Genomic DNA, 25,446 nt, shown 5'->3' on the forward strand with positions numbered 1-25,446 from the left:
GTGAGGCGCCGGCCGGCGGTGTTCGAGTGGGCCCGGGCGTCAGCCCGTGTTGCGCAGGCCCGCGGCGACGCCGTTGACCGTCAGCAGCAGCGCCCTCGACAGCAGCGGGTCCGCGGGCTCACCGCGCTCCGCCGCCTCGCGCTGGCGGGAGAGCAGTGTCACCTGGAGGTAGGAGATCGGGTCCAGGTACGCGTCGCGGATCGCGAAGGTCTGCTGGAGCACCGGGTTGGAGTCGAGAAGCGTCTTTCCGCCGGTGACCCGCAGTACCTGTTCGACCGTCAGATCGTGCTCCGCCTCGATGTCGGCGAAGACGTGCTTCAGATCGTCCGGCACCAGTGTGTCCACGTAGTGGCGGGCGATGCGCAGGTCCGTCTTGGCGAGGGTCATCTCCACGTTGGAGACGAAGTTGCGGAAGAAGTGCCACTGCTCGTACATCTCTTCCAGCTCGGAGCCGAGACCGGCCTCCCGCAGCGCCTTGAGTCCGGAGCCGACCCCGTACCAGCCGGGCACGATCTGCCGGGACTGCGTCCAGCCGAACACCCATGGGATGGCCCGCAGGCCGTCGAGTCCGGCACCGCTGTCCGGGCGGCGCGAGGGCCGGGAGCCCAGGTGCAGCTCGGCGAGCTGGTCGACGGGGGTGGACGCGAAGAAGAAGGCGGGCAGGTCGGGGTCCTCCACGAGCCGCCGGTACGCGCCGTGGGCCGCGTCGGACACGGTGTCCATGGCGGCGTCCCAGCGTGCCAGCGCCTCGTCGCTCTGCCGGGGCGCGGTGTGCAGCGCGGACGCCTGCAGGGTGGCGGCGACGGTCAGTTCGAGGTTCTCCCTCGCCAGGGACGGGATCAGATACTTGTCGGAGATGACCTCGCCCTGCTCGGTCACCTTGATCTCGCCTTCGAGCGTGCCCCACGGCTGCGCGAGGATCGCGTCGTGCGAGGGGCCGCCGCCGCGGCCGACCGTTCCGCCGCGGCCGTGGAAGAGCCGCAGTCTGACCCCGTAGCGGTGCGCGACGTCACGCAGCCGCCGCTGCGCCCGGTGGATCTCCCACTGCGAGGTGGTGATGCCGCCGAACTTCGACGAGTCGGAGTAGCCGAGCATGACCTCCTGCACATCGCCGCGCAGTGCGACGAGCCGCCGGTAGGAGGGGTCGGCGAGCATTCCGTCGAGGATGACGTCGGCGGCCTTGAGCTCGTCCGTCGTCTCCAGCAGCGGCACGATGCCGATCTTCGCCCAGCCGGAGTGCAGATCGACGAGCCCGGCCTCGCGGGCGAGGACCGCAGCCGCGAACACGTCGTCCGCGCCCTGGCACATCGAGATGATGTACGACTCGATGACCTCGGGCCCGAACCGCTCGAAGGCCTCCTTGACGGTGTGGAAGACGCCGAGGGTCTTGGCGCCCGCGGCGTCCAGTGGCGCGGGGGTGGGGGCGAGCGGCCGGCGTGAGCGGAGTTCCTTGGCGAGCAGCTTCTGCCGGTAGTCGCGGGGCATGTCGGCGTAGCGCCACGTTTCCTCGCCGAGCCGGTCGAAGAGCTGGCCGAGTGCGTGGTGGTGGGCGTCGGCGTGTTCCCGTACGTCCATCGTGGCGAGCTGCAGTCCGAACGCGGCCAGTGTGCGGATCGTGCGGTCGAGGACACCGTCCGCGAACAGTCCGCCGCGGTGTTCGCGCAGCGACGTCTGGATCAGTGCGAGGTCGTGCAGCAGCTCGGCCGTGCCGAGGTAGTCGCGGCCTGCCTCGTGGGCCGTGCCCTTGGCGAGGCGCTCGCGTGTGTTGACGAGCTTCTGGCGGATGCAGGTGGCCTTGAGGCGGTACGGCTCCTCGGCGTTGAGCCGCTTGTAGCGCGGGCTGATCTCGGGGAGGCGCTCCAGGTCGGTCTGCAGGGAGTCGAGGAGTTCCTCGGTGGCTCCGGTGTAGCGGATCGAGTTGGACAGCAGCCCGCGGAGGGAGTCGACGGCCTCCAGCGCGTCGGTGATGCCGTGTTCGTGCTGGAGGATCAGCACCTCGCGGGTGACGTCGGGGGTGACGTTCGGGTTGCCGTCGCGGTCGCCGCCGATCCAGGTGCCGAAGGTGAGGGGCCTGGTGCCGGGTGGCAGCTCCACGCCGACGCGTTCCAGCTCGGCGGTGAGGTCCTCGAGGACGTCGCCGACGGCGCCCGCGTGGAGCTCGTCGAGGTAGTAGATGGCGTTTCTGGCCTCGTCGGCGGGCTCGGGGCGGACGACCCTGAGCTCGTCGGTCTGCCAGACGAGGTCGATGTTCTCGGCGAGTCGCAGGTCGTGCCGGCGCCGGTCGGCCGCGATGACCGGGGTCTCCAGGAGTTCGGCGATGCGCCGGAGCTTGTTCAGTACTGACCGGCGTGCGGCCTCGGTCGGATGCGCCGTGAAGACGGGCCGGACGTTCAGGTTCCGGACGGTCTCGCGCAGATGCTCGGGGTCGGCTTCCTTGAGCATGTCGGCGGTGCGGGAGAGCAGCCCGCCCTCGGCGGCGCGCCGCTCGCGCATCTCGCGGCCGCGGTGCACCTGCTCCGTGACGTTGGCAAGATGGAAGTACGTGGAGAACGCACGTACGAGCTTGGTGGCGGTTTCCAGGTCGATGTCCCCGAGCAGCTCGGCGGCGGCCTCGCCGTCCGTACGGGTGAGGGCCCGGACGCGTTCGACGAGCTCCAGGAGCTCGGGGCCTTCCTGCCGTACGAGGGTTTCACCCAGCAGATCGCCCAGTCGGCGGATGTCGGAGCGCAGCTCGGCGCTGGCGGTTGAGGTCTGGTCGGCACTGCTCACAGGTGCGGCTCCTTGCAGTGTTTGAGCACGTTGGGAGGTTTTCCGGAGGCTTGCGGACCGCGCTGTCCGACGCACCCAGGATAGGTGTCCGTTCACGCGCCGTTGTCCGCCGCCCTCTTGCCGCGAGGCTTCGCGCTGCCATACTTACGACGCCGTAGGTTACGGATCCGTAGCCACGGATCATTCGCACACCTCACCCCACAGGGGACACCCCATGACCACAAGCCCCGATGTGATCGATGACGCCCGGAAGCGTTCCGAATCCGATTCCCACTCCGCCACGCTCGGCGGCGACAAGAAGCGTTCGATCGAGCAGATCGCCCTGCTGCTGTTCATCACGGTGCCCTTTCTCGCCCTGCTGGCCGCCGTGCCGCTGGCCTGGGGCTGGGGCGTGAGCTGGCTCGATCTCGGCCTGATGGTGGCGATGTACTACATCGGCTGCCACGGCATCACGATCGGCTTCCACCGCTACTTCACGCATGGCTCCTTCAAGGCGAAGCGTCCGCTGCGGATCGTGCTCGCGGTCATGGGCTCGCTGGCCGTCGAGGGCCCCCTGGTCCGCTGGGTGGCGGACCACCGCAAGCACCACAAGTTCTCGGACGCCGAGGGTGACCCGCATTCGCCGTGGCGCTTCGGCGAGACGGTTCCGGCGCTGATGAAGGGCCTGTGGTGGGCCCACATCGGCTGGCTGTTCGACGAGGAGCAGACGCCGCAGCACAAGTACGCGCCGGATCTGATCAAGGACCCGGCGATCCGCGCGGTCTCCCGCCAGTTCGTGTGGTGGACGATCGTGTCGCTGGCGATCCCGCCGGTGGTCGGGGGTCTGGTGACGATGTCGTGGTGGGGTGCGTTCACGGCGTTCTTCTGGGGTTCCCTGGTCCGCGTCGCGCTGCTGCACCACGTCACGTGGTCGATCAACTCGATCTGTCACGCGGTGGGCAAGCGTCCCTTCAAGTCGCGTGACCGCTCGGGCAATGTGTGGTGGCTGGCGGTGCTCTCCTGCGGCGAGTCGTGGCACAACCTGCACCACGCGGAGCCGACGAGCGCGCGGCACGGGGTGATGCGCGGGCAGATCGACTCCAGCGCCCGGCTGATCCGCTGGTTCGAGCTGCTGGGCTGGGCGTACGACGTGCGCTGGCCGAGCGCGGACCGGATCGAAGCCCGACGCAAGACGGAGGCCGCAGAGGCGGCATGATTGACAACGTGGCGATCGACGGCAGTTCCAGCAGCAGCGAGAGGCCCCGGCGCGGGCGCAGAGTCCGGATGACCGGGGCGGAACGCCGCCAGCAACTGCTCGACATCGGCCGCACGCTCTTCGCAGAGAAGGGCTTCGAGGGCACGTCGGTGGAGGAGATCGCGGCGAAGGCCGGGGTCTCGAAGCCGGTGGTGTACGAACACTTCGGTGGCAAGGAAGGGCTGTACGCGGTCGTGGTGGACCGCGAGATGCGTCAGCTCCTGGACATGGTGACCGGAGCTCTTACCGCCGGTCACCCGCGTGAGCTGCTGGAACAGGCGGCGTTCGCGTTGCTCGACTACATCGAGACCTACACGGACGGCTTTCGCATCCTGGTCCGTGACTCACCGGTCGCCCAGTCGACGGGCACCTTCGCCTCTCTGATCAGCGACATCGCCACACAGGTCGAGGACATCCTCGGCCTGGAGTTCAAGGCCCGCGGCTTCGACCCGAAGCTGGCTCCCCTCTACGCCCAGGCACTGGTCGGGATGGTCGCCCTGACCGGCCAGTGGTGGCTGGACGCCCGCAAGCCGAAGAAGGCCGAGGTCGCGGCGCATCTGGTGAATCTGGCGTGGCACGGCCTCGACGGTCTTGAGCCGAAGCCACGGCTGATAGGCCACCGCAAGAACTGAGTACCGGGGCGGGGCCCGGAGCGCTCAGGTCCGGGTGATCGCCGCGTCGATGGTGAACCCCTTGGCGGGGCCGGAGGGGATGACGGCGTCGGTGCCGTACGGGACGCCCGGTCGGCGGTCCGCGGCCTCGCGTGCCGTGGTTCGACCGCCGACCGGAGGTAAGGCGGTCACCGGGCCGGCTCGAGGAATTCCAGCCGGTTCCCGGCCGGGTCCTCGGAGTAGAAGCGGCGATGGCCCGGCAGGTCGTGGTCCCAGACGACCTTGGCGCCATGGGATGCGAGGCGGTCGGCATAGGCCTCGATGCCGGCGACGCGCAGGCCGGGATGGGCTTTCCTGGCGGGGTGGAAGTCCTTCTCGATGCCGATGTGCAGCTGGACGGCCCCTGCCTGGAACCAGCAGCCACCGCGCGCGGCGAGGACCGGTGGCTTGGGGATCTCGGTCATGCCGAGGGCCCCGGTGTAGTAGGCCCGCAGGGCGTCCTCGGTGCCGGGCGGGGCAGCGAGCTGGACGTGGTCGACGGCGGTCAGCACAGAGTCTCCTTTGATCGGTTACGCGGGCTTGCGTGCTACGGCGAAGATCCGGCGGAACGGGAACACGGTGCCGTGCGGCCCCGGCGGATAGGCCTTGCGGAGCAGATCGCGGTACTGGGCGAGGAAGTCCCCGATCGCCTCTTCGTCACCGTCGAGGGCGGTGAGAACCGGTCGCAGCGCGGTGCCCTTCACCCAGTCGAGTACGGGATCCTCCCCGGGCAGGAGCTGGGAGTACGTCGTCTCCCAGACGTCCGTCGCGCAGCCGAGGTCGGCGAGCCGCACGAGGTAGTCGGCGGGTTCCAGCACATGGACGAAGCGGCGGCCGTGGTCGCCGAGGCGGTCGCGCCACTGGGGCGAGCTGCAGAGTTCGCCGAGGAGGGCGTGGCTCGGCGAGGTGAAGTTCCCCGGGACCTGGAAGGCGAACGTGCCGCCGGGCGCGAGGCCGTCGATCCAGGTGGGGAACGATTCGGGGTGGTTGGGCACCCATTGCAGTGCGGCGTTGGAGACGATCAGGTCGTACGGCTCGTCGGGAGTCCAGTGCGCGGCGTCGGCGAGGTGGAAGTCGAGTGTGCCTCCGCCGGGGGTGGCGCCCGCGTACTCCTTCTCGGCGCGGTCCAGCATTTCCGGGGAGAGGTCGAAGCCGGTGATGTGGGCGTCCGGCCAGCGGTCGGCGAGAAGGACGGTGACGTTGCCGGGCCCGCAGCCGACGTCGGCTATCCGGGCGGGACGGTCGGTCCCTGGCCCGTCGGTGATGCGGGCGAGGAGATCGAGGAACGGGCGGGTGCGATGGCCCGAGTGCCGGAGGTACTGCTGCGGATCCCAGGTTGGTGCGGAATGCATGTGCTGGCCCCCTTGCTGGATCGGAACAGCCAAGCGGAACGAGTTTCCGGCCCGACCATGCCCAATAGTCCAGCGAAATATATCTCGACGTCAAGAGACTTCATGTCGACAGACCATCTACACTGATCGACATGGAGGACGAGGTCGACCGATTGGTCGCTGCATGGCGCCGCGAGCGCCCCGACCTCGACGTGGAACCGCTCGAGGTACTCAGCCGCATCTCCAGGCTGGCCAGGCATCTCGACCGGGCACGTCGGCTCGCGTTCTCCGAGCACAGTCTGGAGCCCTGGGAGTTCGACGTGCTGACGTCGCTGCGGCGTGCGGGCGCGCCTTATCAGCTCTCCCCCGGCCAGCTGCTGACGCAGACACTGGTGACGTCCGGCACGATGACCAACCGCATCGACCGGCTGGCGAAGAAGGGCCTGGTCGAGCGGCTTCCCGATCCGAGCGACCGGCGCGGAGTGCTGGTCCGGCTCACCGCCGAGGGCCGTGACCGCGCGGATCAGGCGCTCGCCGGACTGCTCGCCCAGGAGCGGGCGATCCTTTCCGAGCTGTCCCGTGCGCAGCGCACCGAACTGGCGGCGCTGCTGCGCGGCCTGACCGCCCCGTTCGACAACATCCCCGGCTGAGGCCCTGCCGGTTGCGGGGCCGGGGCGTCATCCGCGCCCGGTGCCCCCGCTCGTCATCCCGCGCTGCCCACCGCCGGCAGGTCCAGCTCGGCGGGTCCGACTCCCGCCCGGCGCGCCAGCGCGACCGCCGCGAGCGTGGAGTGCACACCCAGCTTCCCCAGCACGTTCTGCATATGGGTGCGGACCGTGTGCGGGGAGAGGAAGAGCCGTTCCGCGACCGCCTTGCGGCCCAGGCCCGCCACCATGCAGCGCAGCACCTCGCGCTCGCGCGGGGTGAGGGACTCGACGAGCCGCTCGCTCTCCGTACGGTGCTTGCGCGCGGCCGTCAACTCCCGCAGCACGCCGGTGAGCAGCGCGGGCGGCAGATGTGTCTCCTCGCGGAGCACCCCCCGGATCACCGTCAGCAGCCGCTGCAGCGAACAGTCCTTGGCGACCCAGCCCGAGGCGCCCGCCTGCAGCGCGAGCGCGGCCCTGCGGGAGTCGTCCTTCTCCGCGAGCACGACCGAGCGGACCGCCGGCCTGGTCGAACGGACCGCGGCCACCAGCGAGATGCCGTCGACGAAGCCGCCCTCCCCGTTGTCGGGTACGGCGCGGGCGACGACCGGGGCCGCGGGCGCGGCCGCCACACCGAGATCGGCGTCGACCAGCATCACGTCGAATCTGCGGCCGTCGGCCGACGCGCGTTCCAGACAGCGAAGCGCGGCGGGGCCGCTGCCCGCCGCCGCGACGTCGACGTCCGGCTCGGCCGCGAGGGCCGCAGCGAGAGACTCGGCGAAGATTCGGTGGTCATCCACCACAAGGACCCGGATACGAACCACAGACACCCCCAAGCTGCTGCTTTCCGGCGGAGTCCGAATAGCGCGGGTACGGCGCCCGCGGAGGGATGCTGCGCAGTCCCACGGCCGCCGCCGTCCTGACTGCTACCCCGCCCCGGGCGGCGTACCCGCCTGTCTCGCCCCCTGATCGGCACCGGCCCCCACCGGCGCTGTGCATCAGAGTAAGGCCGGGCGCCGGGAGCGGAAGGGCATTTGCAGAACTGGTCCGCCGGGGTGTTCAGCGTGTGCCTGATGTGGCGATCCGAGACAGAAGTTGACCGCAACCGGTGCGATTCCCGGCCATTCCGACCGGCCGGTACTGGCTTCCGTGCCGGTCGGGATCGAGTTCCGGGTCGGTGGCGATCGGGCGGATCGGCCTCCCGGCCGGGCGGGATCGGGCGAGCGCACCGGCCGGGGTCGGGAGCGCGCACCGGCCGGCCGAGCCGGAGCACCGGCTCACCCGATGCGGCGCGCCCCGTCCGAGGGCACCACGGGGAAGATCACCGGCGCGGGATGCCCCGCCGCCGCGAAGGCCTCCTCGACCGCCTCGGTCACCGCCTCGGCCGCTTCCTGCTCGACCAGGACGACCGCCGAGCCGCCGAACCCGGCGCCGGTCATCCGCGCGCCGAGCCCGCCCGCCGCGTTCGCCGCCGACACCACCAGGTCCAGCTCCGCGCAGGAGACGCGCAGATCGTCCCGGAGCGAGGCATGCCCCTCGGTGAGGACCGGGCCGACGCCGCGGAGGACTCCCGCGTCGAGGAGGGCGAGCGTCCGCCCGACGCGGTGGTTGTCGGTGACGACATGCCGGACGTAACCGCGGACCGTTGCGTCGTCCACCCGTGACAGGGCGTCGCGCAGTTGCGCGTGCGGCACTTCGCGCAGCGTGCGTACCCCGAGCGCCCGCGCGCCCGCCTCGCATCCGGCGCGCCGCCGCGCATAGGCGCCGTCCCCCAGCGCGTGCTTGACACGGGTGTCGACGACCAGCAGGCGCAGACCCTGGGCCGCGAGGTCGAAGGGAACCTGACGAACGGTGAGATCACGGGTGTCGAGGAGGAGGGCGTGGCCCTCGGTGCAGCAGGTTGCCGCCATCTGGTCCATGACGCCGCACGGGACACCGACGAAGGCGTTCTCCGCACGCTGGGCGAGCAGCGCCAGCCGTTCGCGCCCGAGGCCGAGACCGAACAGCTCGTTCAGGGCGAGTGCGGTGACGACCTCCAGGGCCGCGGAGGAGGAGAGTCCCGCGCCCGTGGGGACGGTCGAGGTGAGATGCACGTCCGCGCCGGTGACCGGATGCCCGGCGTCCCGCAGCGCCCACACCACTCCCGCCGGGTACGCCGCCCAGCCGGAACCGCGGCGGGGTACGAGCTCCTCGACGGCCAGCTCCACGACGCCCCGGCCCATCTCCGCCGAGTGGACCCGCAGCACCCCGTCGGTGCGCCGCGCGACCGCCGCGACGGCCGTGTGCGCAAGGGCGAGAGGCATGACGAAGCCGTCGTTGAAGTCGGTGTACTCGCCGATCAGATTGACTCTGCCGGGCGCGGCCCACACTCCCTCGGGGGCGTACCCGTAGAGCTCGGTGAACCGGCCGGCGACGCTCACCCCCGCGCCGCCCTCTCCCTCGCGAACGCCCACGCGTCCGCGACGATGCCGGCGAGGTCCGCCCGGGACGGGCTCCAGCCGAGACGCTGGTGGGCGGTTGCGGCGGAGGCGACCAGCACGGCCGGGTCACCGGCGCGACGGCCCGCGGCCACCTCGGGGACCGGGTGGCCGGTGACCTTGCGCACGGTCTCGATGACCTCGCGGACCGAGAAGCCGTTGCCGTTGCCGAGGTTGCAGATCAGGTGCTCGCCCGGGGTGACCTTGTCTATGGCGAGGAGATGCGCCTCTGCCAGGTCGGCGACATGGATGTAGTCGCGCACACAGGTGCCGTCGGGGGTCGGGTAGTCGTCGCCGAAGACGGAGATCGCCTCCCGTGCGCCGAGCGCGACCTGGAGCACCAGCGGAATGAGGTGCGACTCGGGGTCGTGCCGCTCGCCGCAGCTGCCGTGGGCGCCCGCCACATTGAAGTAGCGCAGCGAGGCGGCCGCCAGGCCGTGTGCGGTGCACTCGCCGCCGATCATGTGGTCGACGGCCAGTTTGGACGCGCCGTAGGGACTGGTCGGGGCGGTCGGGTCGGTCTCGGTGACCGGGGTGGACACCGGCTCCCCGTAGGTGGCGGCCGTGGAGGAGAAGACGAGCCTGCGCACCCCGGCGTCGCGCATCGCGGCAAGCAGCGCGGCGGTCCCGCCGACATTGTTGAGCCAGTACTTCTCGGGGTCCACGACCGACTCCCCCACCTGCGAGAACGCGGCGAAGTGGAGGACACCGTCGTACGAGGGACCGAGCCAGCGAGCGGCGTCCTGGATGCGGCCCTCGATGAACTCCGCACCTGTCGGCACGCCCTCGCGGAAGCCCGTGGACAGGTCGTCGAGCACGGTCACCTCGTGGCCCGCCTCCAGCAGATGTGCGGCCACCACACTGCCGACATAGCCGGCCCCGCCCGTCACCAGGTACTTGCTCACGTGCTCGCTACCTCTCGCAATCGCTGGGCCGCCGTCTCGGGCAGCACATCGTTGGTGAACACACTCATGCCGGACTCGGAACCGGCGAGAAACTTCAGCTTTCCGGAAGTGCGGCGGACGGTGAAGAGCTCGAGGTGCAGCGCGAAATCACCCCGCTGCCCGTCACCGAAGGGCGCCTGGTGCCAGGCGGCGATGTACGGCGTCGGCAGCGTGTCCGTACCGAAGATCCGGTCGAAGCGTCTCAAGAGTTCCAGGTAGACCTGTGGGAACTCTGTGCGCGCCGCGTCGTCGAGCTCCCGCAGGTCCGGGACCCTGCGCCGGGGGTAGAGATGGACCTCGTACGGCCAGTGCGCCGCGTACGGGACGAAGGCGACCCAGTGAGCGCCCTCCAGAATCACCCGGACGGAGTCGGCGAGCTCCCGCTCGAGGGTGTCGTCGAAGAGATTGCGGCCGGTGGCGGCGCGGTGCTCGGCGACCGACCGCCGCACGGCGTCGGTACGTGGGGTGACAAAGGGATACCCATAGATCTGCCCGTGCGGATGGGAGAGGGTCACGCCGATCTCCGCACCCCGGTTCTCGAAGCAGAACACCTGCCTGACCTGGGGAAGTCCGGCGAGCTCCGCGGTGCGGTCGGTCCAGACGTCCAGGACGAGGGCGGTCCGCTCCTCGGTGAGACCGGCGAAGGAGGCGTCGTGGTCGGGGGTGAAGCAGACGACCTCGCAGCGGCCGGAATGTCCCGCGAGGGAGGGGAAGCGGTTCTCGAGGACGACGACGTCGTAGTCGCTGTCGGGGATCTCGCTGAGCCATCCGTCGCGGGAGGGGCAGAGGGGGCACTCGCCCGCCGGCGGGTGGTAGGTGCGGCCCTGGCGGTGGGAGGCGACGGCGACCGAGTCGCCGAGCAGGGGGTCATGGCGGATCTCTGAGGTGGTGGTGACGGCTTCGAGCCGGCGCCGGTCCACGGCGTCCCGGACGATGTCGTCACGGCGGTCGTAGTACAGGAGCTCACGGCCGTCGGCGAGTCTGGTCACCGTCTTCTTCACACCGGCGCTCCTCATTGACGTCATCAAACAGAAGCTCACACAAAGAAGCATGAGCGAACACATCGCGTCAATGGGCGCGTCCTGCCGCCGTGGCCGTCGGGGGCTCGTCCGTCGTTCGCGGACAGACCGGTGACCGCCGGCAGCAGAGCTGCCGGCGGTCATGGACCGTGGATGCGGTTCGGTACTGCGGATCAGGGCACCGATCGGCCCTGGATCAGGCTCCCGGATCAGCCGGATCCGTGGATGGAGCACCGCCCTGGTGGGGTACGGAGACGCGGTCCAGCAGACCGGTGCGAGCCGCCAGGGCCGCGGCCTCCAGCCGCGAACCGACGCCCAGCTTCATCAGGACGCGCTGGACATGCGTACGTGCCGTACTGGGCGCTATGCCCATGCCCGCCGCGATCAGCCGGGTGTCCTCGCCCTCCGCCACCCTGACCAGCACCTCCACCTCACGCGGAGTGAGCATCTGCAGCAGCCGCTGTCCCTCGTCGTCCGGCTGGGCCGCCGGGTTCAGCAGCTCGGTGAAGGCTCCCTGAAGCAGCTGCGGTGCCACCGCCGCCTCGCCCGAACGGGCCTTCATCATGGCGCGCTCGACACCCTCGATGCGCTCGTCATGGCGCACGTAACCGGACGCGCCCGCCGCGAACGCCGCCGCGATCCCGCGCGGGGACGGAACGGGACCCAGCACCACCACCGCCACCTGCGGGCGCTCCCGCTTGATGCGCACGATCGGCTCGAAGACCCCCGGCTCCGCCGGTGTCGCCGTTCCCAGCAGACACACCTCGGGCGCCCGGCTCACCACGAGCTCGGCCGCCCCCGCCGTCGGCGCCGCCGCGGCGAGCACCCGGTGCCCGCGCAGCTTCAGCGCCGAGGCGAGCGCCTCGGCGAGCAGTCGGTGATCGTCGACCACCATGAGCCGCACACCCATAGAGCAACCCCCCATACCCCTGGAGTCGGCCCCCCGGCCCCCCAGCCCTACTGACCCGGCAAGCTACACGCTCGTTCGACGTTGCGCGCCCCTTACGTGCCAGAAGCCCCCCGGAATGCCTAATGCGGACAGATGTGCAGGGAGTTGGCACATGATCGAACGTTCCCGGAGATCAAATGGGGCCCGATCAGCGGGAAGATGCGCGGGGCGCGGTACCGCTCGTGGATGCGTGCGGTACCGCGCCCCCGCGGGTCAGCCGGTGGCGAAGGAGACGATCAGGTACTCCTTGCGGCTGTCGTCCTCCTTGTACGGCTTGCTGATGAGCGTCTCGGACAGGAACAGCCGGCCGTTGCCGTACCGGATCTCCGCGCTGTCCGCCGAGAAGCTGGTCTCGGCGTCGCGGATGTCCTCCGTGCCCGGGTTCTCCATCAGCACCGTCTGCTTCATGGTGCGTGAGTCGATGCTGACGATCTGTCCGCCCTTGTCATAGGGCGGCGTCTTGTAGGCGAGGATGTTCGACCCGTCCATGCGCAGCGGGAACAACGTGTACCTGTCGCCCGCGTCGGCCTTGTCGGTGGTCGGCTTCCCGGTGGTGAGGTCGAACGAGACGATCTCGTTGGTGTCGCCGTACTCGCCGGTGCCCTCGTGCTCCTCGGTGGGCAGGTAGAGCCTGCCGTTGCCGACGACCGCCATGTTGCACGACTCGACCTCGGTGGAACGGCACTCCGCGGCGTAACGGTCGGCGTCCGCCGCGATCTTCACCTTCAGCTTGCCGGTCTTCTCCTCGACGACGAAGAAGTCCGAGATACCGCTTCCGTCACCCGCCGTGTCACCGACGTCCGCGGCGACGACCAGCGGCTTGGTGGACACGATGCTCGCGTACTCGACACCGGCGGGCATCTTGAACGTGGACAGCGGCGCGCCCGTCGCAGGATTCAGGTTCTGGATGACGATGTACTGGGCGTCGAAGCCACCGCACTTGCGGACGGCGGCGAGGAGTTCACCGCCGCCGTATCCGAGGTCGTAGCAGGACTGCGCGTCGGCCGTGGGCGTCCACAGGCTCTTGCCGTCCGCGAGGCTCCATGCGGCGCCGCCGTCGAGCCCGCCCGCGGCGACGGTCGTGCCGCTGAGGGTGACCTCCTGGAACCTGACCTTCTGGTCGCCGCTGTTGGCCCCCTTGGCGGAGCCGGTCCACACCATCTTGCCCGCGGCGAGGTCGATGACGCCGACCTCGCTGCAGGCCTGGTGGTCGTTCTTGTTCTTGCGCTTGGCGGGCTCGAAGAGAACCGCGGTCCTGTCGCCGCTGACGTGCCTGGTCGCCCCGCAGATCTGACCCGGGGTCGGGATCGTCCACTTCACACCGCCGGTGGCGGAGTCGTAGCCGACGACCTTGAGGACGTCGGACTTGGCGTAGACCGTGTCGGTGAGCCAGGAGCCCTCGACGACCGCGAGGTCGTCGACCTTGGGCTGGGGAACGTTGACCAGTTTCCTGGACTTCGTGCTGGACGGAACCTTCTCGCTGCCGCCGCCCGGCTTGTTCTCGTCACCGGTCTGCTGCTGCGAGCCGCGTGCCCGCTCCTTGCCGGAGTCCCCGTCCGTGGTGGCGTACCAGACCCCGGTGCCCACGATCAGGACCACCGCCACGACCGCGGCGATGATGATCTGCATCTGCGTGCTGATCTTCTTCGGTCGCGGGGGCAGCGGGGGCGCGTACTGCGGCTGCCCGGGCCCGCCCGGATAGCCGTACCCGTGCGGCTGGCCGGGCGGCGGCGTCTGCTGCGGATAGCCGTACCCGGCGGGCTGGCCGGGCGGTGTCTGGGGGTAGCCGTACCCGTGCGGCTGGCCGGGCGGGGGCGTCTGCTGCGGGTAGCCGTACCCGTCCGGCCCGCCGGGCGGTGTCTGGGGGTAGCCGTATCCCGGGTTCTGCGGCGGCGGGGTGGGGGCGCCGAAGCCGCCCGCTGCGGGGGTTCCTCCGGCGAGGCCGGGGGCCGGGTCCTGTGGTGCGCCGAAGCCGCCCTGCGGCTGCTGCGGCTGCTGTGAGGGCTGGTCGGGCTGTTGTGGCGGCTGGTTGGGTGGCTGCGGTGGCTGCGTCATACGTGGGTACCTCTGGAGGGAAGGGGTCGTCGAAGGGCCGGGTCCGGGGCATCTCCCGGGGCGTGATCACTCACCGATGGCCATCATCATCGGCCTCTCCTTCTCCTTCTCGTCATCCATGCCGACCACGGTGTGGTTCACGAGAATGAAGCGGCCGTTCTCGTACAGCGTCCTCGGACCGTTGAAGCGCCACTCGGCGTCGGCGGTCGGCAGCGGGAACCGGAGCAGCACGCGCGGTCGCGTCGCGCCAGGTGCCACGGACGCCACGGCGCCGGACGCCTTCTCGTCCACGGTCGCCCTGATGTGGACGATCAGGTTCTTCCCCTCCATGCGCAGCGGCATCATCGTGTGACTGCCGGGAGCCGGGATACGCCTCAGCTCGGCGCCGGTGCGCAGGTCGAAGGCGACGATCGTGTTGCCCTTCTTGAGGCTCGGCGGCGGAGCGGTGGCCATGTAGAGGGTGCTGCCGTCGACGACCACCTGACAGTTCTGGAGATTGCCCTCGTCGGCCAGCCCGTCACTGCACCCGGCGGCGTAGTCGCCCTGGCCCTTGAGCGAACTGCGCTTGGTGCCGTCGTCGTTGAGAACGACCACGCCGTGCCTCTCCCTCGCCCGGTCGGTCGCCGAGACGACCAGCGGCCTGACGGAGTAGACGTGGTCGACCCGATAGCCGCGCGGGAGCCGGTACTTCCACCGGGAGGCACCGGTCGCCGGATCGACCTCGTGGATCTCCTCCTGCGGCTTGTCGGCGTCCTTGGACGGGCACGAGACGGCGGCGACGAGCCTCGGCCCGCCGGCCGCGTACGCGTACGGCTGACAGCTGCTGTCCTTCCAGCGCCCGAACACCTGCTTGCCGTCGCTGAGCCGGTAGGCGGTCGAGTGGTCGTTCCGGCCGGCGGTGACGGTGTTCCCGGAGATGACGATCGAGTAGTCGTCGAACCAGTCGAAGCCGCCCTCCTTGGCGATCTTCCGCTGCCAGACCTGCTTGCCCGTGCGCAGGTCGATCATCCGGAGCGAGCGGCATTCATCGTCCTTCTTGCCGGGCCGCTCCTGCACCGCGAGGACGATCTTGCCGTCGGGGGAGGCGTTCTGGGGCGCCCTGCAGATGCCGGTGCCGAGCGGCAGGCTCCATTTCAAGGTGCCGTCGACGGCCGAATGGGCCGTGACCGTGCGGTACATGGCGGTGACGACGGTGTCCCCGACGATCCAGGGACCGAGCACATCGGCCCCCAGACTGGGCAGGTCCACGTCGTTGGCGCGGTACCACAGAACCTTCGCGTCGCCCGGCTTCCGCCCGGCGTTGAGGCGGGCGGCCTCTGCGGAGTCGGGTGCGGAAGCGCCGGCCGCTTCCTCCTTCCCCTTCTCCTTCCGGCCGCCGGAGGCCGCGCCGGACGGGCCGGCGTCTGCTCCGGCCACCGGCTTGTCGTTGCCCGCGCCGCCCCCGTCGTCGCCCGACAGGGCGAACCAGGCGCCGCCGACGGCCAGCAGCGCGGCCACACCGGCGGCGAGCAGCGCCGCGGGCCTGCCGGTGAACCGCCGCCGGGCGGGGGCGGCGGGCGCGGAGGGTACCGGTCCGGGCGGCAGGGGTCCGGACGGAACAGGACCGGACGCCTGGCCTCCTCCGTACGGGTTGAGGTTGCCGTACGGGCCGGACTGCGGCACATACGGGCCCGGCTGGTCCGGTCCGGACGGGGTCGTGGAATGGGTGTGGTGAGTCATCGCGGTCCTGTGGTCCTGTCGCTCACTTCCCGAAAGCCATCATCGTCTTGGTTTCCTTCTCCTCCGCGTCGTTGCTCGCGGAGACCCGGCCACTGGCGATGTAGAACCGGCCGTCCTGGTAGACCAGCTTCGGCGACCAGAAGGCGCGCTCGATCGCCGCGGTGGACGCGGGGTTCTGCAGCACGACGTTCGGCTTGCCACCGGTCGGCGCCAGGGTCGCGACCGCGCCACCCTTGTCGTACGAAGGCTCCATGTAGACCACGACGTTCGAGCCGTCCATCCGCAGCGGCATCACCGTGCGGCCTTCGGGCGCCTCCGCGCGCCACTTCCGCTTGCCCGTGTTGAGGTCGAAGGCGACGACGGCGTTGGTGCGGGAGGTGCCGGAGGTCGCGGCCTCGGTCGCCATGTAGAACGTTCCTGCATCGGCCGCGACGCCGACGCAGCCCTCGAGATTGGCGCCGAAGACGATGAAGGCGCTGCCGCACCGCGGCTGGTACTTGTCCTTGCCGCCGTCGATCTGCGAGCGGGGCGTGCCGTTCGCGTTGAGGGCTATGACGCTCCACTTCTTCTCGTCGCGCTGCGTCAGTGAAAGCACGAGAGGGCTGACCGAGTAGACCTTGTCGACCTCCCAGCCGGCCTTGATCCGGTAGGTCCACTTGGCCTTCCCGGTGGCCGGGTCGAGCTCCTGGACCTGCTCCTGCGGCTTGCCGCCGCTGCTGGGGCAGGTCTCGGCGGCGATCAGCGTGGGACCGCCGGCGAACGCCTGCGGCTGGCAGTTGCCCGGCAGCTTGCCGAACAGCTCCTTGCCGTCACTGACCCGGTAGGCGGTGGAGTTGCCGGTGCGGGAGGCGGTCACCGTGCCGCCGCCGATCGCCAGGGTGATGTCGGACGTGAAGTCCCACAGCCCCTTCTTCTCGACGGTCTTCTTCCAGCCGCCCTTGCCGGTGGTGACGTCGACCATTTGCAGCTGGGTGCAGTTGGCCTTGTCGGTCGTCCCGTCCTTGTACGCGACGACGAGCTTGCCGTCGGCCGTCACCTGGGTCGAGGAGGCGCACAGCTCGGCGGGGAAGGGAATGCTCCACTTCTTCTTGCCGCTGCCGGCCGAGTAGCCCACCAGCTCCTTGTACATGCCCTTGACGACGGTGTCGCCGACGACCCACGGGCCGTGCACCTCGGCACCGTTGCGCGGCAGGTCGACGTCGTTCTTGACCAGCCACATGGCCTTCGCCTCGCCGGGCTTGCGGCCGGCGTTGAGGTCCTCCTCGTCCTTGCCGCCGTCGCCGCTGCCGTCGCCCTGGTCCACGGATTCCGAACCCGTCGGCTGGGGGCCCGTGCTCTGCTTGGCCTTGGGCTTCGCGTCGTCGTCACTGCCGCCGAGCGCGAACCAGGTGCCGGTGCCGATGACGAGAAGCGCCGCCACGGCCGCGCCGATGACGACTCCGGGCTTGCCCTTGAAGGGATTCCCGCTGCCGCCGCCGGGAGGGGGCGGGGTGGGGGCGCCCGGGTACCCCGGCTGGGCGGGGTACCCGTAGCCCCCCTGGGGGTGACCGTAGGGACCGGGCTGCTGGGCGTACGGGCTGGGCTGGCCGTACGGCCCCGGCTGCTGCGCGTACGGGCCGGGCTGGTTGTACGGCCCCGGCTGCTGCGCGTACGGGCCGGGCTGGTTGTACGGATCCGGCCCGTCGGCAGGCTGCTGCGGATAGCCGTAACCGGGCTGCGGCTGACCGGTCGGCGACTGACCTGCCTGCGCGTTCACCGGAGGGGTCGCCGGAGGAGTCGGCGGAACAGCCGGCATCTGGGGCGGATGCGCGGGCTGCTGGGGAGGCTGGGGTGGTACCCCCTGGCCGTCCTGCGGCGGTTGCTGGCTGGGCGGCTGAGTCATTTCAGCGCTTCCCCCTTCGTGCGGTCCACGGCCCGACCGGCCTCCCCCGCGATTCCGTCGGGCAATTGCCTTACGGAAAGGAGCGAATCGGACGTGGATGGCGCAGCGTCATGTCAGTCGAGCGGGGCTACTTTCTATCACTCGGGCCCCACGAAAAGCGGGGCCGGTCCGCCCCTGTACCCAAGGGAGGACCGGCCCGTGATGCCGCCGTTACCGGCTCCGCACACCTTCTCCACCCACGCGGTCAGGCGTCCTCTGCGAGCTCCAGCCAGCGCATCTCCAACTCGTCGCGCTCACCCGCGAGTCCACGCAGCTCGGCGTCGAGTTCCGCCACCTTTTCGAAGTGGGTGGCGTTTTCGGCGATTTGCGAGTGCAGCTTGCTCTCCTTCTCGGAGAGCTTGTCCAACTGCCGCTCGATCTTCTGGAGTTCCTTTTTCGCGGCACGCGTGTCCGCGGCCGACTTCTCCGGGGCCACGGATTTCCCTGCGGGCACGGCGGCCGTCGCCGGGACCGCGGCCTCGATCATCTTCTCGCGCCGCTCCAGGTATTCGTCGATACCGCGCGGCAGCATCCGCAGCGCCGCGTCGCCGAGCAGCGCGAACACCCGGTCCGTCGTGCGCTCGACGAAGAAGCGGTCGTGAGAGATCACGATCATCGATCCCGGCCAGCCGTCGAGGAGGTCCTCCAGCTGGGTGAGGGTCTCGATGTCCAGGTCGTTGGTGGGCTCGTCGAGGAAGAGGACGTTCGGCTCGTCCATCAGCAGCCGGAGCACCTGCAGCCGCCGCCGCTCACCACCCGACAGGTCACCCACCGGCGTCCACTGCTTCTCCTTCGAGAAGCCGAACTGCTCACAGAGCTGACCCGCCGTCATCTCCCGGCCCTTGCCGAGGTCGACACGGTCACGCACCTGCTGGACGGCCTCCAGCACCCGCAGGTGGGGGTCGAGTTCGGCGACCTCCTGGGAGAGGTAGGCCAGCTTCACGGTCTTGCCGGAGACGATCCGTCCGGCGCTCGGCTGCTTCTCGCCGTCACTGCGGGCCGCCTCGGCCATCGCACGCAGCAGCGAGGTCTTGCCCGCGCCGTTCACCCCGACGAGACCGATCCGGTCGCCGGGCCCGAGCTGCCAGTTCAGATGCTTCAGCAGCACCTTCGGCCCCGCCTGGACGGTCACGTTCTCCAGGTCGAACACGGTCCTGCCGAGCCGGGACGAGGCGAACTTCATCAGCTCGGAGGTGTCGCGCGGCGGCGGTACGTCCTTGATCAGCTCGTTGGCGGCCTCGACGCGGAAGCGCGGCTTCGACGTACGTGCGGGTGCGCCGCGCCGCAGCCAGGCCAGCTCCTTGCGGACCAGGTTCTGCCGCTTGACCTCCTCGGTCGCGGCGATGCGCTCACGCTCGGCGCGCGCGAAGACGTAGTCGGAGTACCCGCCCTCGTACTCGTACACCGTGCCGCGCTGGACGTCCCACATCCGGGTGCAGACCTGGTCGAGGAACCAGCGGTCGTGCGTGACGCAGACGAGGGCCGAGCGGCGTGCCCGCAGATGGCCGGCGAGCCAGGCGATGCCCTCGACGTCGAGGTGGTTCGTCGGCTCGTCGAGAACGATCAGGTCGGGCTCGCCGATGAGCAGCTTGGCCAGCGCGATACGGCGCCGCTCGCCGCCGGAGAGCGGTGCGATGACGGTGTCGAGGCCCTGCGGGAAGCCGTGCAGGTCGAGTCCCCCGAACAGCCCGGTCAGCACATCACGGATCTTGGCGTTGCCCGCCCATTCGTGGTCGGCGAGGTCACCGATGACTTCGTGCCGGATCGTGGCGCCGGGGTCGAGCGAGTCGTGCTGGGTGAGCACCCCGAGGCGCAGCCCGCCGCTGTGGGTGACCCGGCCGGTGTCGGCCTCCTCCAGCTTGGCGAGCATACGGATGAGCGTCGTCTTGCCGTCTCCGTTGCGCCCCACGACTCCGATGCGGTCCCCCTCGGACACGCCGAGGGAGACTCCGTCGAGCAGGGCACGGGTGCCGTACACCTTGCTGACTGCCTCGACATTGACCAGGTTGACGGCCATCAACGCTCCAGATGAGGGGATCGGACGAGTTCCCAGCCTAGTCGCCGGGGGAGGCGGCTCCGCCCGCGCGGTCCGCACGCCCCCCGTATCAGGCGGTGCGGCCGCCCCGGCCCGTCCGTTCCACCAGCAGCCAGCCCGCCAGGGTCATCGCGACGGCGGCCGGTGCGGTGACGCGGAAGGCGATCAGCACGGCCGAGCGGCCCTCCAGGAGGCCGCCGAAGCCGACCGTCGACAGACCGAGCACGCCGAGCAGGCAGAGGGTGATGCCGAGGGCCGCGAGGGGGCCGGAGCCGGGGGTGGCGGGCGCAGGCGAGGGCCGCTCGAAGCCGCGGAACGCGGCGACCATGCCCACCGTCAGTACGGCGGCGGCGGCGATCCGTAGCGGGGTGTGGGCCCACCAGGCCACCGACGCCGGGGCGGGCAGCGGGACGCCGAGGGCGAGGAGGGCTCCGTAGACACCGAGCATGGCGGTGAGGTGCCACAGGAAGGCGGTCATGGCGACGCCGTTCGCGGCGACGACCGTGCGCCACACCCGGGGCCGGGCCACGAACCGCGCCCCGTGCCCGCGCAGCAGCTCGACCGCGCCGACGAGCCACAGGCCGTGGCAGAGGAGGGCGAGGGTGGGCGGCGCCATGTTCGACACCTTCTCCCCCGGCATGCCCACCATGGACAGCGGATACGGGCCGAGGGCCACGAGCGCCGCGGCCCCGGCAAGACCGGTCAGGGCGAGCACGGACGGCAGCCGCAGCCGGCCGTCGGCGCGCAGGAAGCCGAGCTGGTGCACGGCGAGCCAGACGAAGGCGAAGTTCAGGAACTCCACGAAGGGGACGCCGTACACGAACCGCAGCACGTCCACCGCGACCGCGCCGCCCACGAGCGCCGCGAACGCGCCCCAGCCGTAGCGCTCGTGCAGCTTCAGCAGCGGCGGGGTGAGGGCGACCATCGCCAGATAGATCCCGATGAACCACAGCGGCTGGGTCACGAGCCGCAGCGCCGCCCCCGTCAGGCCGCCGCCCCCGCCGAGGAGCTGGATGGCGAGGGCGGCGGCCCCCCAGACACCGACGAAGACCATCGTGGGCCGCAGCAGCCGCCGCAGCCGGGCCCGCAGGAACGCCGCGTAGACGCCGGCCCCAGGGAGTTGCCGGCGGCGCAGCGAGCGGTAGGACAGGGCGTGCGAGAAGCCGCCGACGAAGAAGAACACCGGCATGATCTGCAGGGCCCAGGTGAGGAGTTGGAGCTCCGGCACGACGGCGAGCAGATTGCCGACGCCGTCGGCGGTGACGGCGGCCATCAGCCAGTGGCCGAGCACGACCGTCCCGAGCGACGCGACCCGCAGCAGGTCGACGTAGCGGTCGCGGGTGTCCGGAGTGGCTTCGGCGAGCTCACGAACGCGGGTTGGCATACGGGTACGGTCGCGCCGCACGCCCTGCGGGCGCCAGCGCTCCCGTACTCAACTGCGGTCTGAGTACGTGGATTCAGGCCCGGGTCCCGGACCGGGGCTCCGTCCCCGACCTCCGCTCCTCGAAGGTCCGGGTGCCGCTCCGTCCGGGGCCGGTTCGGCCCCTCGTGGGTCCCTCCGGACGGAGTCCGGGTGGGCTCAGGACGGACACCCGGGCCCGAAGGCGGTCCCGGGAGCGCGCGGACCGCGGCCTCAGCCGTACGGGCCCGGGGAGGCACCCGCGGCTACAGAACCGTCGCGCCGGTCGCCGGGGCCGCCGCCACCCGAGCCGTGCGGCAGGTGCGTGAGGCCAGCAGCGCGTCGGCGATCCCCCGGGCCGCCGTCTCGTCCTTGGCGAGGAACGCCGTGGTCGGCCCGGACCCGGAGACCAGCCCGGCCAGCGCGCCCGCCTCGGTGCCGGCCGTCAGCGTGTCCGCGAGGGACGGGCGCAGGGAGAGCGCGGCGGGCTGCAGATCGTTCACCAGCGCACCGGCCAGGGCTGCCGCGTCACCACTGCGCAGGGCGTCGAGGAGCACCGTGGAGGCGACCGGTGCCGGCACGTCCAGGTCTGCGTTCAGCCGGTCGAACTCCCGGTACACGGCGGGCGTCGACAGTCCCCCGTCGGCGACCGCGAACACCCAGTGGAAGGCACCACCGACGGGCAGGACGGTGAGCCGCTCGCCCCGGCCGGTGCCCAGCGCCGCTCCGCCGACCAGGCTGAACGGCACGTCGCTGCCGAGTTCGGCGCAGATGTCGAGGAGTTCGGACGTCGGCGAACCGAGACCCCACAGGGCGTCGCAGGCCAGCAGCGCACCGGCGCCGTCGGCACTGCCGCCCGCCATGCCGCCCGCGACGGGGATGTCCTTGGCGATGTGGATGTGGACGGACGGGTCGATGCCGTGCCGGGCGGCGAGCAGTTCCGCGGCCCGTGCGGCGAGGTTCGTACGGTCGAGCGGGACCTGGTCCGCGTCCGGTCCCGAGCAGCTGACGGTCAGCGCATCGGCCGGGGTGACGGTGACCTCGTCATACAGCCCGACGGCGAGGAAGACATTGGCCAGGTCGTGGTACCCGTCGTCCCTGGCCCCGCCCACGGCCAGCTGGACGTTGACCTTGGCCGGTACCCGTACGGTGACGCTCACTTGCCCGACTCCCCCTCGTGCGCGGTCCTGTGCTCTGCGATGCGTGCGAATTCTTCCACCGTCAGCGCCTCGCCCCGCGCCTGCGGCGAGATCCCGGCCGCGACCAGCGCGGCCTCGGCGGCCGCCGGGGAGCCCGCCCATCCGGCGAGCGCGGCGCGCAGGGTCTTGCGGCGCTGCGCGAAGGCCGCGTCGACGACGGCGAAGACCTCGGTCCTGGACGCGGTGGTGCTGACCGCCTCCGTGCGGCGCACGAGCGACACGAGGCCCGAGTCGACGTTCGGCGCGGGCCAGAAGACGTTGCGGCCGATCGCTCCGGCGCGCTTGACCTCCGCGTACCAGTTGGCCTTGACGGAAGGAACGCCGTACACCTTGTTGCCGGGCCGGGCGGCGAGCCGGTCGGCGACCTCCGACTGGACCATCACGAGCGTGCGCTCGATGGTCGGGAAGCGCTCCAGCATGTGCAGCAGCACCGGCACGGCCACGTTGTACGGGAGGTTGGCGACGAGCGCGGTCGGCGCCGGGCCCGGCAGCTCCTGGATGTGCATGGCGTCGGAGTGCACCAGGGCGAAGCGGTCCTTCTTCGCGGGCATCCGCGCGGCGATGGTCGTGGGCAGGGCGGCCGCGAGCACGTCGTCGATCTCGACGGCCGTCACCCGGTCCGCCGCCTCCAGCAGCGCGAGGGTGAGCGAGCCGAGCCCGGGGCCGACCTCCACCACCACGTCGTCGGGGCGCACCTCTGCGGTGCGGACGATCCGGCGGACCGTGTTGGCGTCGATGACGAAGTTCTGGCCGCGCTGCTTGGTGGGGCGTACGCCAAGCGCTGCGGCCAGTTCACGGATGTCGGCGGGGCCGAGAAGGGCATCGGGATCGGTGGTGCTCACCGGTACAGCCTACGGCCGCAGTGCGGCCACGGGCCCGGCCCCCGCTGCCGGTAGAGCTTCTTGGCCCGGTACGTCTGTTCCTGCGCCGATGCGTCCTGCGGTCTGCCCACGCCGCCCATCGAGCGCCAGGTCCCGGTGTCGAACTGGTAGAGCCCGCCGTAGGTCCCCGAAGGGTCGACCGCGTCGGGCCGGCCGCCCGACTCGCACCGGGCGAGCGCGTTCCAGTCGAGCCCGTCCGACCCCGCGGCGGAGTCCGGGAACCGCCTGGAGCCCGCCTCTGCGCCTGCCTCCCCTCCCGTCATGGTGCCGACCTTGATCCGCCGGGTCACGGGCGCGCGGACGACCTCCTCCGAGATCTTCCTGGGCTTGTGCCTGACCCCGTTCACGGTGCGCAGGGCGTAGGTGACGCGGCGGACGCCGTTGCGCCCGCGCTGTACGACGGCCTCTGTGCCCGCGCGCAGACCAGGGTCCTGGATCCTGACGGTGTCGTAGGGGACGGGCTCCTCGCGCACCTGCCTGCCCACGGTGATCCGCGTGACGGTGACGGTCTGCCCGTCGCGCGGGAAGCTGCCGGGCGGCACGGAGGTGGTGTCCTGGCCGCGCAGGGCGAGCCCGGCCTGCTCGATCGCTTCCCGGACCGTCGCCGCGTTCGTACGGATCGTCCGCTCCCGGCGGCCGGCGGTGACGGTGACGGTCCGCTCGGTACGTACGTCGAGCGCGAGGCCCTTGCGGGAGATCGGCATGGAGCGGGAGGCGGACAGGAAGGCGCCGTCGGCCCGCACCCCGAGCTGGTGCAGGGCGCCTTCGACGGTGCGGGCGGTCGTCCACACCTGGCGTCGGTGGCCGTCGAGGGTGAGGGTGAGGGGCCGGCCGAAGCGGACGACGATCTCGTCGCCGCCGGCGAGCGGGGTGCCGGGCGGCGGGGCGACGATGTCGTGCTCGTCGACGGCCAGCCCCTCGTCGGCGAGCAGCTCCTCCACGTCCCCGGCGAAGGTGTGCAGGGAGCGGGCCGTGCCGTCGACGCTGAGCCGGACGTCCTTGTCCGCGGCGACGAAGGCGGTCGCACCACCCGCGAGAACCGCGACGACGAGAGCCTGCGGGACGATACGGCGCAGTCCTTCGGCGGAACCGAGGGCGAGCCGGCCGGTTCCGCGGCGGTGGGTGGCGCGGCGCGTCCCGGCGCCGTCCACGGCGCTGTCCGCGGCGCCTTCGGCACGCTCAACGCCCTGCGAAGTGCTCACGACGCCGGGACCCTAGCGGAGCCCCGTCACTCTCCCAAGCACCCCGGTCACTCGGTGTCGCCGCTCTCCGCCGGGTGCTTTCGCTCCCCGGAGCGCGCTCCGACCTGCCGGTCAGTAGCCGAACGCGCGTGCCGTGTTCGCCGCGATCGCCTCCGCCATGGCGTCCTCTTCGATCCCCCGGACGGCGGCCATCGCCCGGACCGTCACCGGGACGAGATACGGGGCGTTGGGCCGCCCGCGATAGGGCGCGGGCGTCAGGAAGGGCGCGTCGGTCTCCACCAGGACGAGTTCCTGCGGGGCGACGGCGAGTGCGTCGCGCAGCGGCTGGGCGTTCTTGAACGTCACATTGCCGGCGAACGACATGAAGTAACCGGCGTCCGCGCAGATCCGGGCCATGTCCGCGTCACCCGAGTAGCAGTGGAACACGGTCCGGTCGGGGGCGCCTTCCTCGGCGAGGACGCGCAGTACATCGGCGTGGGCGTCCCGGTCGTGAATGACGAGTGCCTTGCCGTGCCGTTTGGCGATCTCGATATGGGCGCGGAAGGACGCCTCCTGGGCGGCGACGCCCTCGGGCCCGGTACGGAAGAAGTCGAGCCCGGTCTCTCCTACGGCCAGCACCTGTTCGAGGGCGGCAAGCCGGTCGATCTCGCTGAGTGCGTCGTCGAGGGCCGCGTCGCCGCCGGCCTCCCTGGCCCCCTGGCGCGACCGGCCTCCCCCAGCCCCGGGGGGCTGGGAGGTACCCCCACCGTCCCCGTGCACGATGCGTGGCGCTTCGTTCGGGTGCAGGGCGACGGCCGCGTGCACGTTCTCGTACGCGGCGGCCGTCTCTGCCGCCCAGCGGGAGCCCTTGATGTCACAGCCCACCTGGACGACCGTCGTCACACCGACCGCGGCGGCCTTGGCAAGGCCTTCCTCGACGGTGCCGCTCTGCATGTCCAGGTGGGTGTGCGAATCGGCCACCGGCACCCCCAGGGGCGCGGGCAGCGGCGGAGGGACTTCCTTGGACCGGTGGCTCATG

Annotated in this window: 21 protein-coding genes; 3 read left to right on the forward strand and 18 right to left on the reverse strand. The window is 71.1% G+C overall.

Annotated features, from left to right (window positions below; translation table 11 throughout):
• Positions 1-39: 39 nt before the first annotated feature.
• Positions 40-2,769: a phosphoenolpyruvate carboxylase gene (ppc, locus tag ACFU5O_RS17485; protein WP_384241152.1), complete on the reverse strand. Its 2,730-nt coding sequence runs from the start codon at positions 2,767-2,769 to the stop codon at positions 40-42.
• A gap of 214 nt (positions 2,770-2,983) precedes the next feature.
• Here ppc and ACFU5O_RS17490 point away from each other — a divergent pair, with 214 nt between their 5' ends.
• A complete protein-coding gene (locus ACFU5O_RS17490) occupies positions 2,984-3,964 on the forward strand; it encodes an acyl-CoA desaturase (protein ID WP_384241153.1) in 981 nt (326 codons plus the stop codon).
• Entirely contained in the window at positions 3,961-4,635 is a 675-nt protein-coding gene (locus ACFU5O_RS17495; protein ID WP_384241155.1) for a TetR family transcriptional regulator, read from the forward strand. The genes ACFU5O_RS17490 and ACFU5O_RS17495 overlap by 4 nt, the downstream gene beginning before the upstream one ends.
• 24 nt (positions 4,636-4,659) lie before the next feature.
• On the opposite strand, the gene ACFU5O_RS17500 is transcribed toward ACFU5O_RS17495, so the two are convergent.
• The 3 genes from ACFU5O_RS17500 to ACFU5O_RS17510 are packed head-to-tail and all read right to left on the reverse strand — an operon-like array spanning position 4,660 to position 6,005.
• On the reverse strand, positions 4,660-4,806 hold the full coding sequence (locus ACFU5O_RS17500; RefSeq protein WP_384241157.1) for a hypothetical protein: 147 nt from the start codon (positions 4,804-4,806) through the stop codon (positions 4,660-4,662).
• Complete coding sequence (locus ACFU5O_RS17505) at positions 4,803-5,165, reverse strand: VOC family protein (protein ID WP_384241159.1); 363 nt, start codon at positions 5,163-5,165, stop codon at positions 4,803-4,805. The genes ACFU5O_RS17500 and ACFU5O_RS17505 overlap by 4 nt, the downstream gene beginning before the upstream one ends.
• Positions 5,166-5,183: 18 nt before the next feature.
• Positions 5,184-6,005 (reverse strand): trans-aconitate 2-methyltransferase, encoded by an 822-nt coding sequence (locus ACFU5O_RS17510; protein WP_384241161.1) that lies wholly within the window; start codon positions 6,003-6,005, stop codon positions 5,184-5,186.
• 131 nt (positions 6,006-6,136) lie between these two features.
• Here ACFU5O_RS17510 and tamR point away from each other — a divergent pair, with 131 nt between their 5' ends.
• Positions 6,137-6,634, forward strand: a complete 498-nt coding sequence (gene tamR, locus ACFU5O_RS17515; RefSeq protein WP_384241163.1) for a MarR family transcriptional regulator TamR — start codon at positions 6,137-6,139, stop codon at positions 6,632-6,634.
• Between the two features lie 53 nt (positions 6,635-6,687).
• Here the strand turns inward: tamR and ACFU5O_RS17520 are convergent, their stop codons facing one another.
• The 14 genes from ACFU5O_RS17520 to ACFU5O_RS17585 form a co-directional block, all read right to left on the reverse strand.
• On the reverse strand, positions 6,688-7,452 hold the full coding sequence (locus ACFU5O_RS17520; protein ID WP_384241685.1) for a LuxR C-terminal-related transcriptional regulator: 765 nt from the start codon (positions 7,450-7,452) through the stop codon (positions 6,688-6,690).
• A gap of 453 nt (positions 7,453-7,905) precedes the next feature.
• Positions 7,906-9,081, reverse strand: a complete 1,176-nt coding sequence (galK, locus tag ACFU5O_RS17525; RefSeq protein ID WP_384241164.1) for a galactokinase — start codon at positions 9,079-9,081, stop codon at positions 7,906-7,908.
• Positions 9,045-10,010, reverse strand: a complete 966-nt coding sequence (gene galE / locus ACFU5O_RS17530; RefSeq protein WP_384241165.1) for a UDP-glucose 4-epimerase GalE — start codon at positions 10,008-10,010, stop codon at positions 9,045-9,047. Before galE ends, galK begins: the two co-directional genes overlap by 37 nt.
• Entirely contained in the window at positions 10,007-11,050 is a 1,044-nt protein-coding gene (galT, locus tag ACFU5O_RS17535; RefSeq protein WP_384241167.1) for a galactose-1-phosphate uridylyltransferase, read from the reverse strand. Before galT ends, galE begins: the two co-directional genes overlap by 4 nt.
• 214 nt (positions 11,051-11,264) lie before the next feature.
• Complete coding sequence (locus ACFU5O_RS17540; RefSeq protein WP_384241169.1) at positions 11,265-11,978, reverse strand: LuxR C-terminal-related transcriptional regulator; 714 nt, start codon at positions 11,976-11,978, stop codon at positions 11,265-11,267.
• A 252-nt stretch (positions 11,979-12,230) separates the two neighbouring features.
• The gene (locus ACFU5O_RS17545) at positions 12,231-14,072 is read right to left on the reverse strand and encodes a PQQ-binding-like beta-propeller repeat protein (protein ID WP_384241171.1); all 1,842 of its coding nucleotides are present in this window, start codon (positions 14,070-14,072) and stop codon (positions 12,231-12,233) included.
• Positions 14,073-14,138: 66 nt separating this feature from the next.
• Complete coding sequence (locus tag ACFU5O_RS17550) at positions 14,139-15,791, reverse strand: PQQ-binding-like beta-propeller repeat protein (RefSeq protein WP_384241173.1); 1,653 nt, start codon at positions 15,789-15,791, stop codon at positions 14,139-14,141.
• Between the two features lie 22 nt (positions 15,792-15,813).
• Positions 15,814-17,673, reverse strand: coding sequence for a PQQ-binding-like beta-propeller repeat protein (locus tag ACFU5O_RS17555; RefSeq protein WP_384241175.1), 1,860 nt, complete (start codon positions 17,671-17,673; stop codon positions 15,814-15,816).
• A 244-nt stretch (positions 17,674-17,917) separates the two neighbouring features.
• Entirely contained in the window at positions 17,918-19,729 is a 1,812-nt protein-coding gene (locus tag ACFU5O_RS17560) for an ABC-F family ATP-binding cassette domain-containing protein (protein WP_384241177.1), read from the reverse strand.
• A gap of 88 nt (positions 19,730-19,817) precedes the next feature.
• Positions 19,818-21,131, reverse strand: a complete 1,314-nt coding sequence (locus ACFU5O_RS17565; RefSeq protein WP_384241179.1) for an acyltransferase — start codon at positions 21,129-21,131, stop codon at positions 19,818-19,820.
• Positions 21,132-21,412: 281 nt separating this feature from the next.
• A complete protein-coding gene (locus ACFU5O_RS17570; protein ID WP_384241182.1) occupies positions 21,413-22,306 on the reverse strand; it encodes a 4-(cytidine 5'-diphospho)-2-C-methyl-D-erythritol kinase in 894 nt (297 codons plus the stop codon).
• Positions 22,303-23,187 (reverse strand): 16S rRNA (adenine(1518)-N(6)/adenine(1519)-N(6))-dimethyltransferase RsmA, encoded by an 885-nt coding sequence (gene rsmA / locus ACFU5O_RS17575; RefSeq protein WP_384241184.1) that lies wholly within the window; start codon positions 23,185-23,187, stop codon positions 22,303-22,305. Before rsmA ends, ACFU5O_RS17570 begins: the two co-directional genes overlap by 4 nt.
• On the reverse strand, positions 23,184-24,428 hold the full coding sequence (locus ACFU5O_RS17580; RefSeq protein ID WP_384241186.1) for a ubiquitin-like domain-containing protein: 1,245 nt from the start codon (positions 24,426-24,428) through the stop codon (positions 23,184-23,186). The genes rsmA and ACFU5O_RS17580 overlap by 4 nt, the downstream gene beginning before the upstream one ends.
• Positions 24,429-24,539: 111 nt before the next feature.
• Positions 24,540-25,445, reverse strand: coding sequence for a TatD family hydrolase (locus ACFU5O_RS17585; RefSeq protein ID WP_384241188.1), 906 nt, complete (start codon positions 25,443-25,445; stop codon positions 24,540-24,542).
• Position 25,446 lies beyond the last annotated feature (1 nt).

The sequence above is a fragment of the Streptomyces sp. NPDC057445 genome (assembly GCF_042802855.1).
GTDB lineage: Bacteria > Actinomycetota > Actinomycetes > Streptomycetales > Streptomycetaceae > Streptomyces.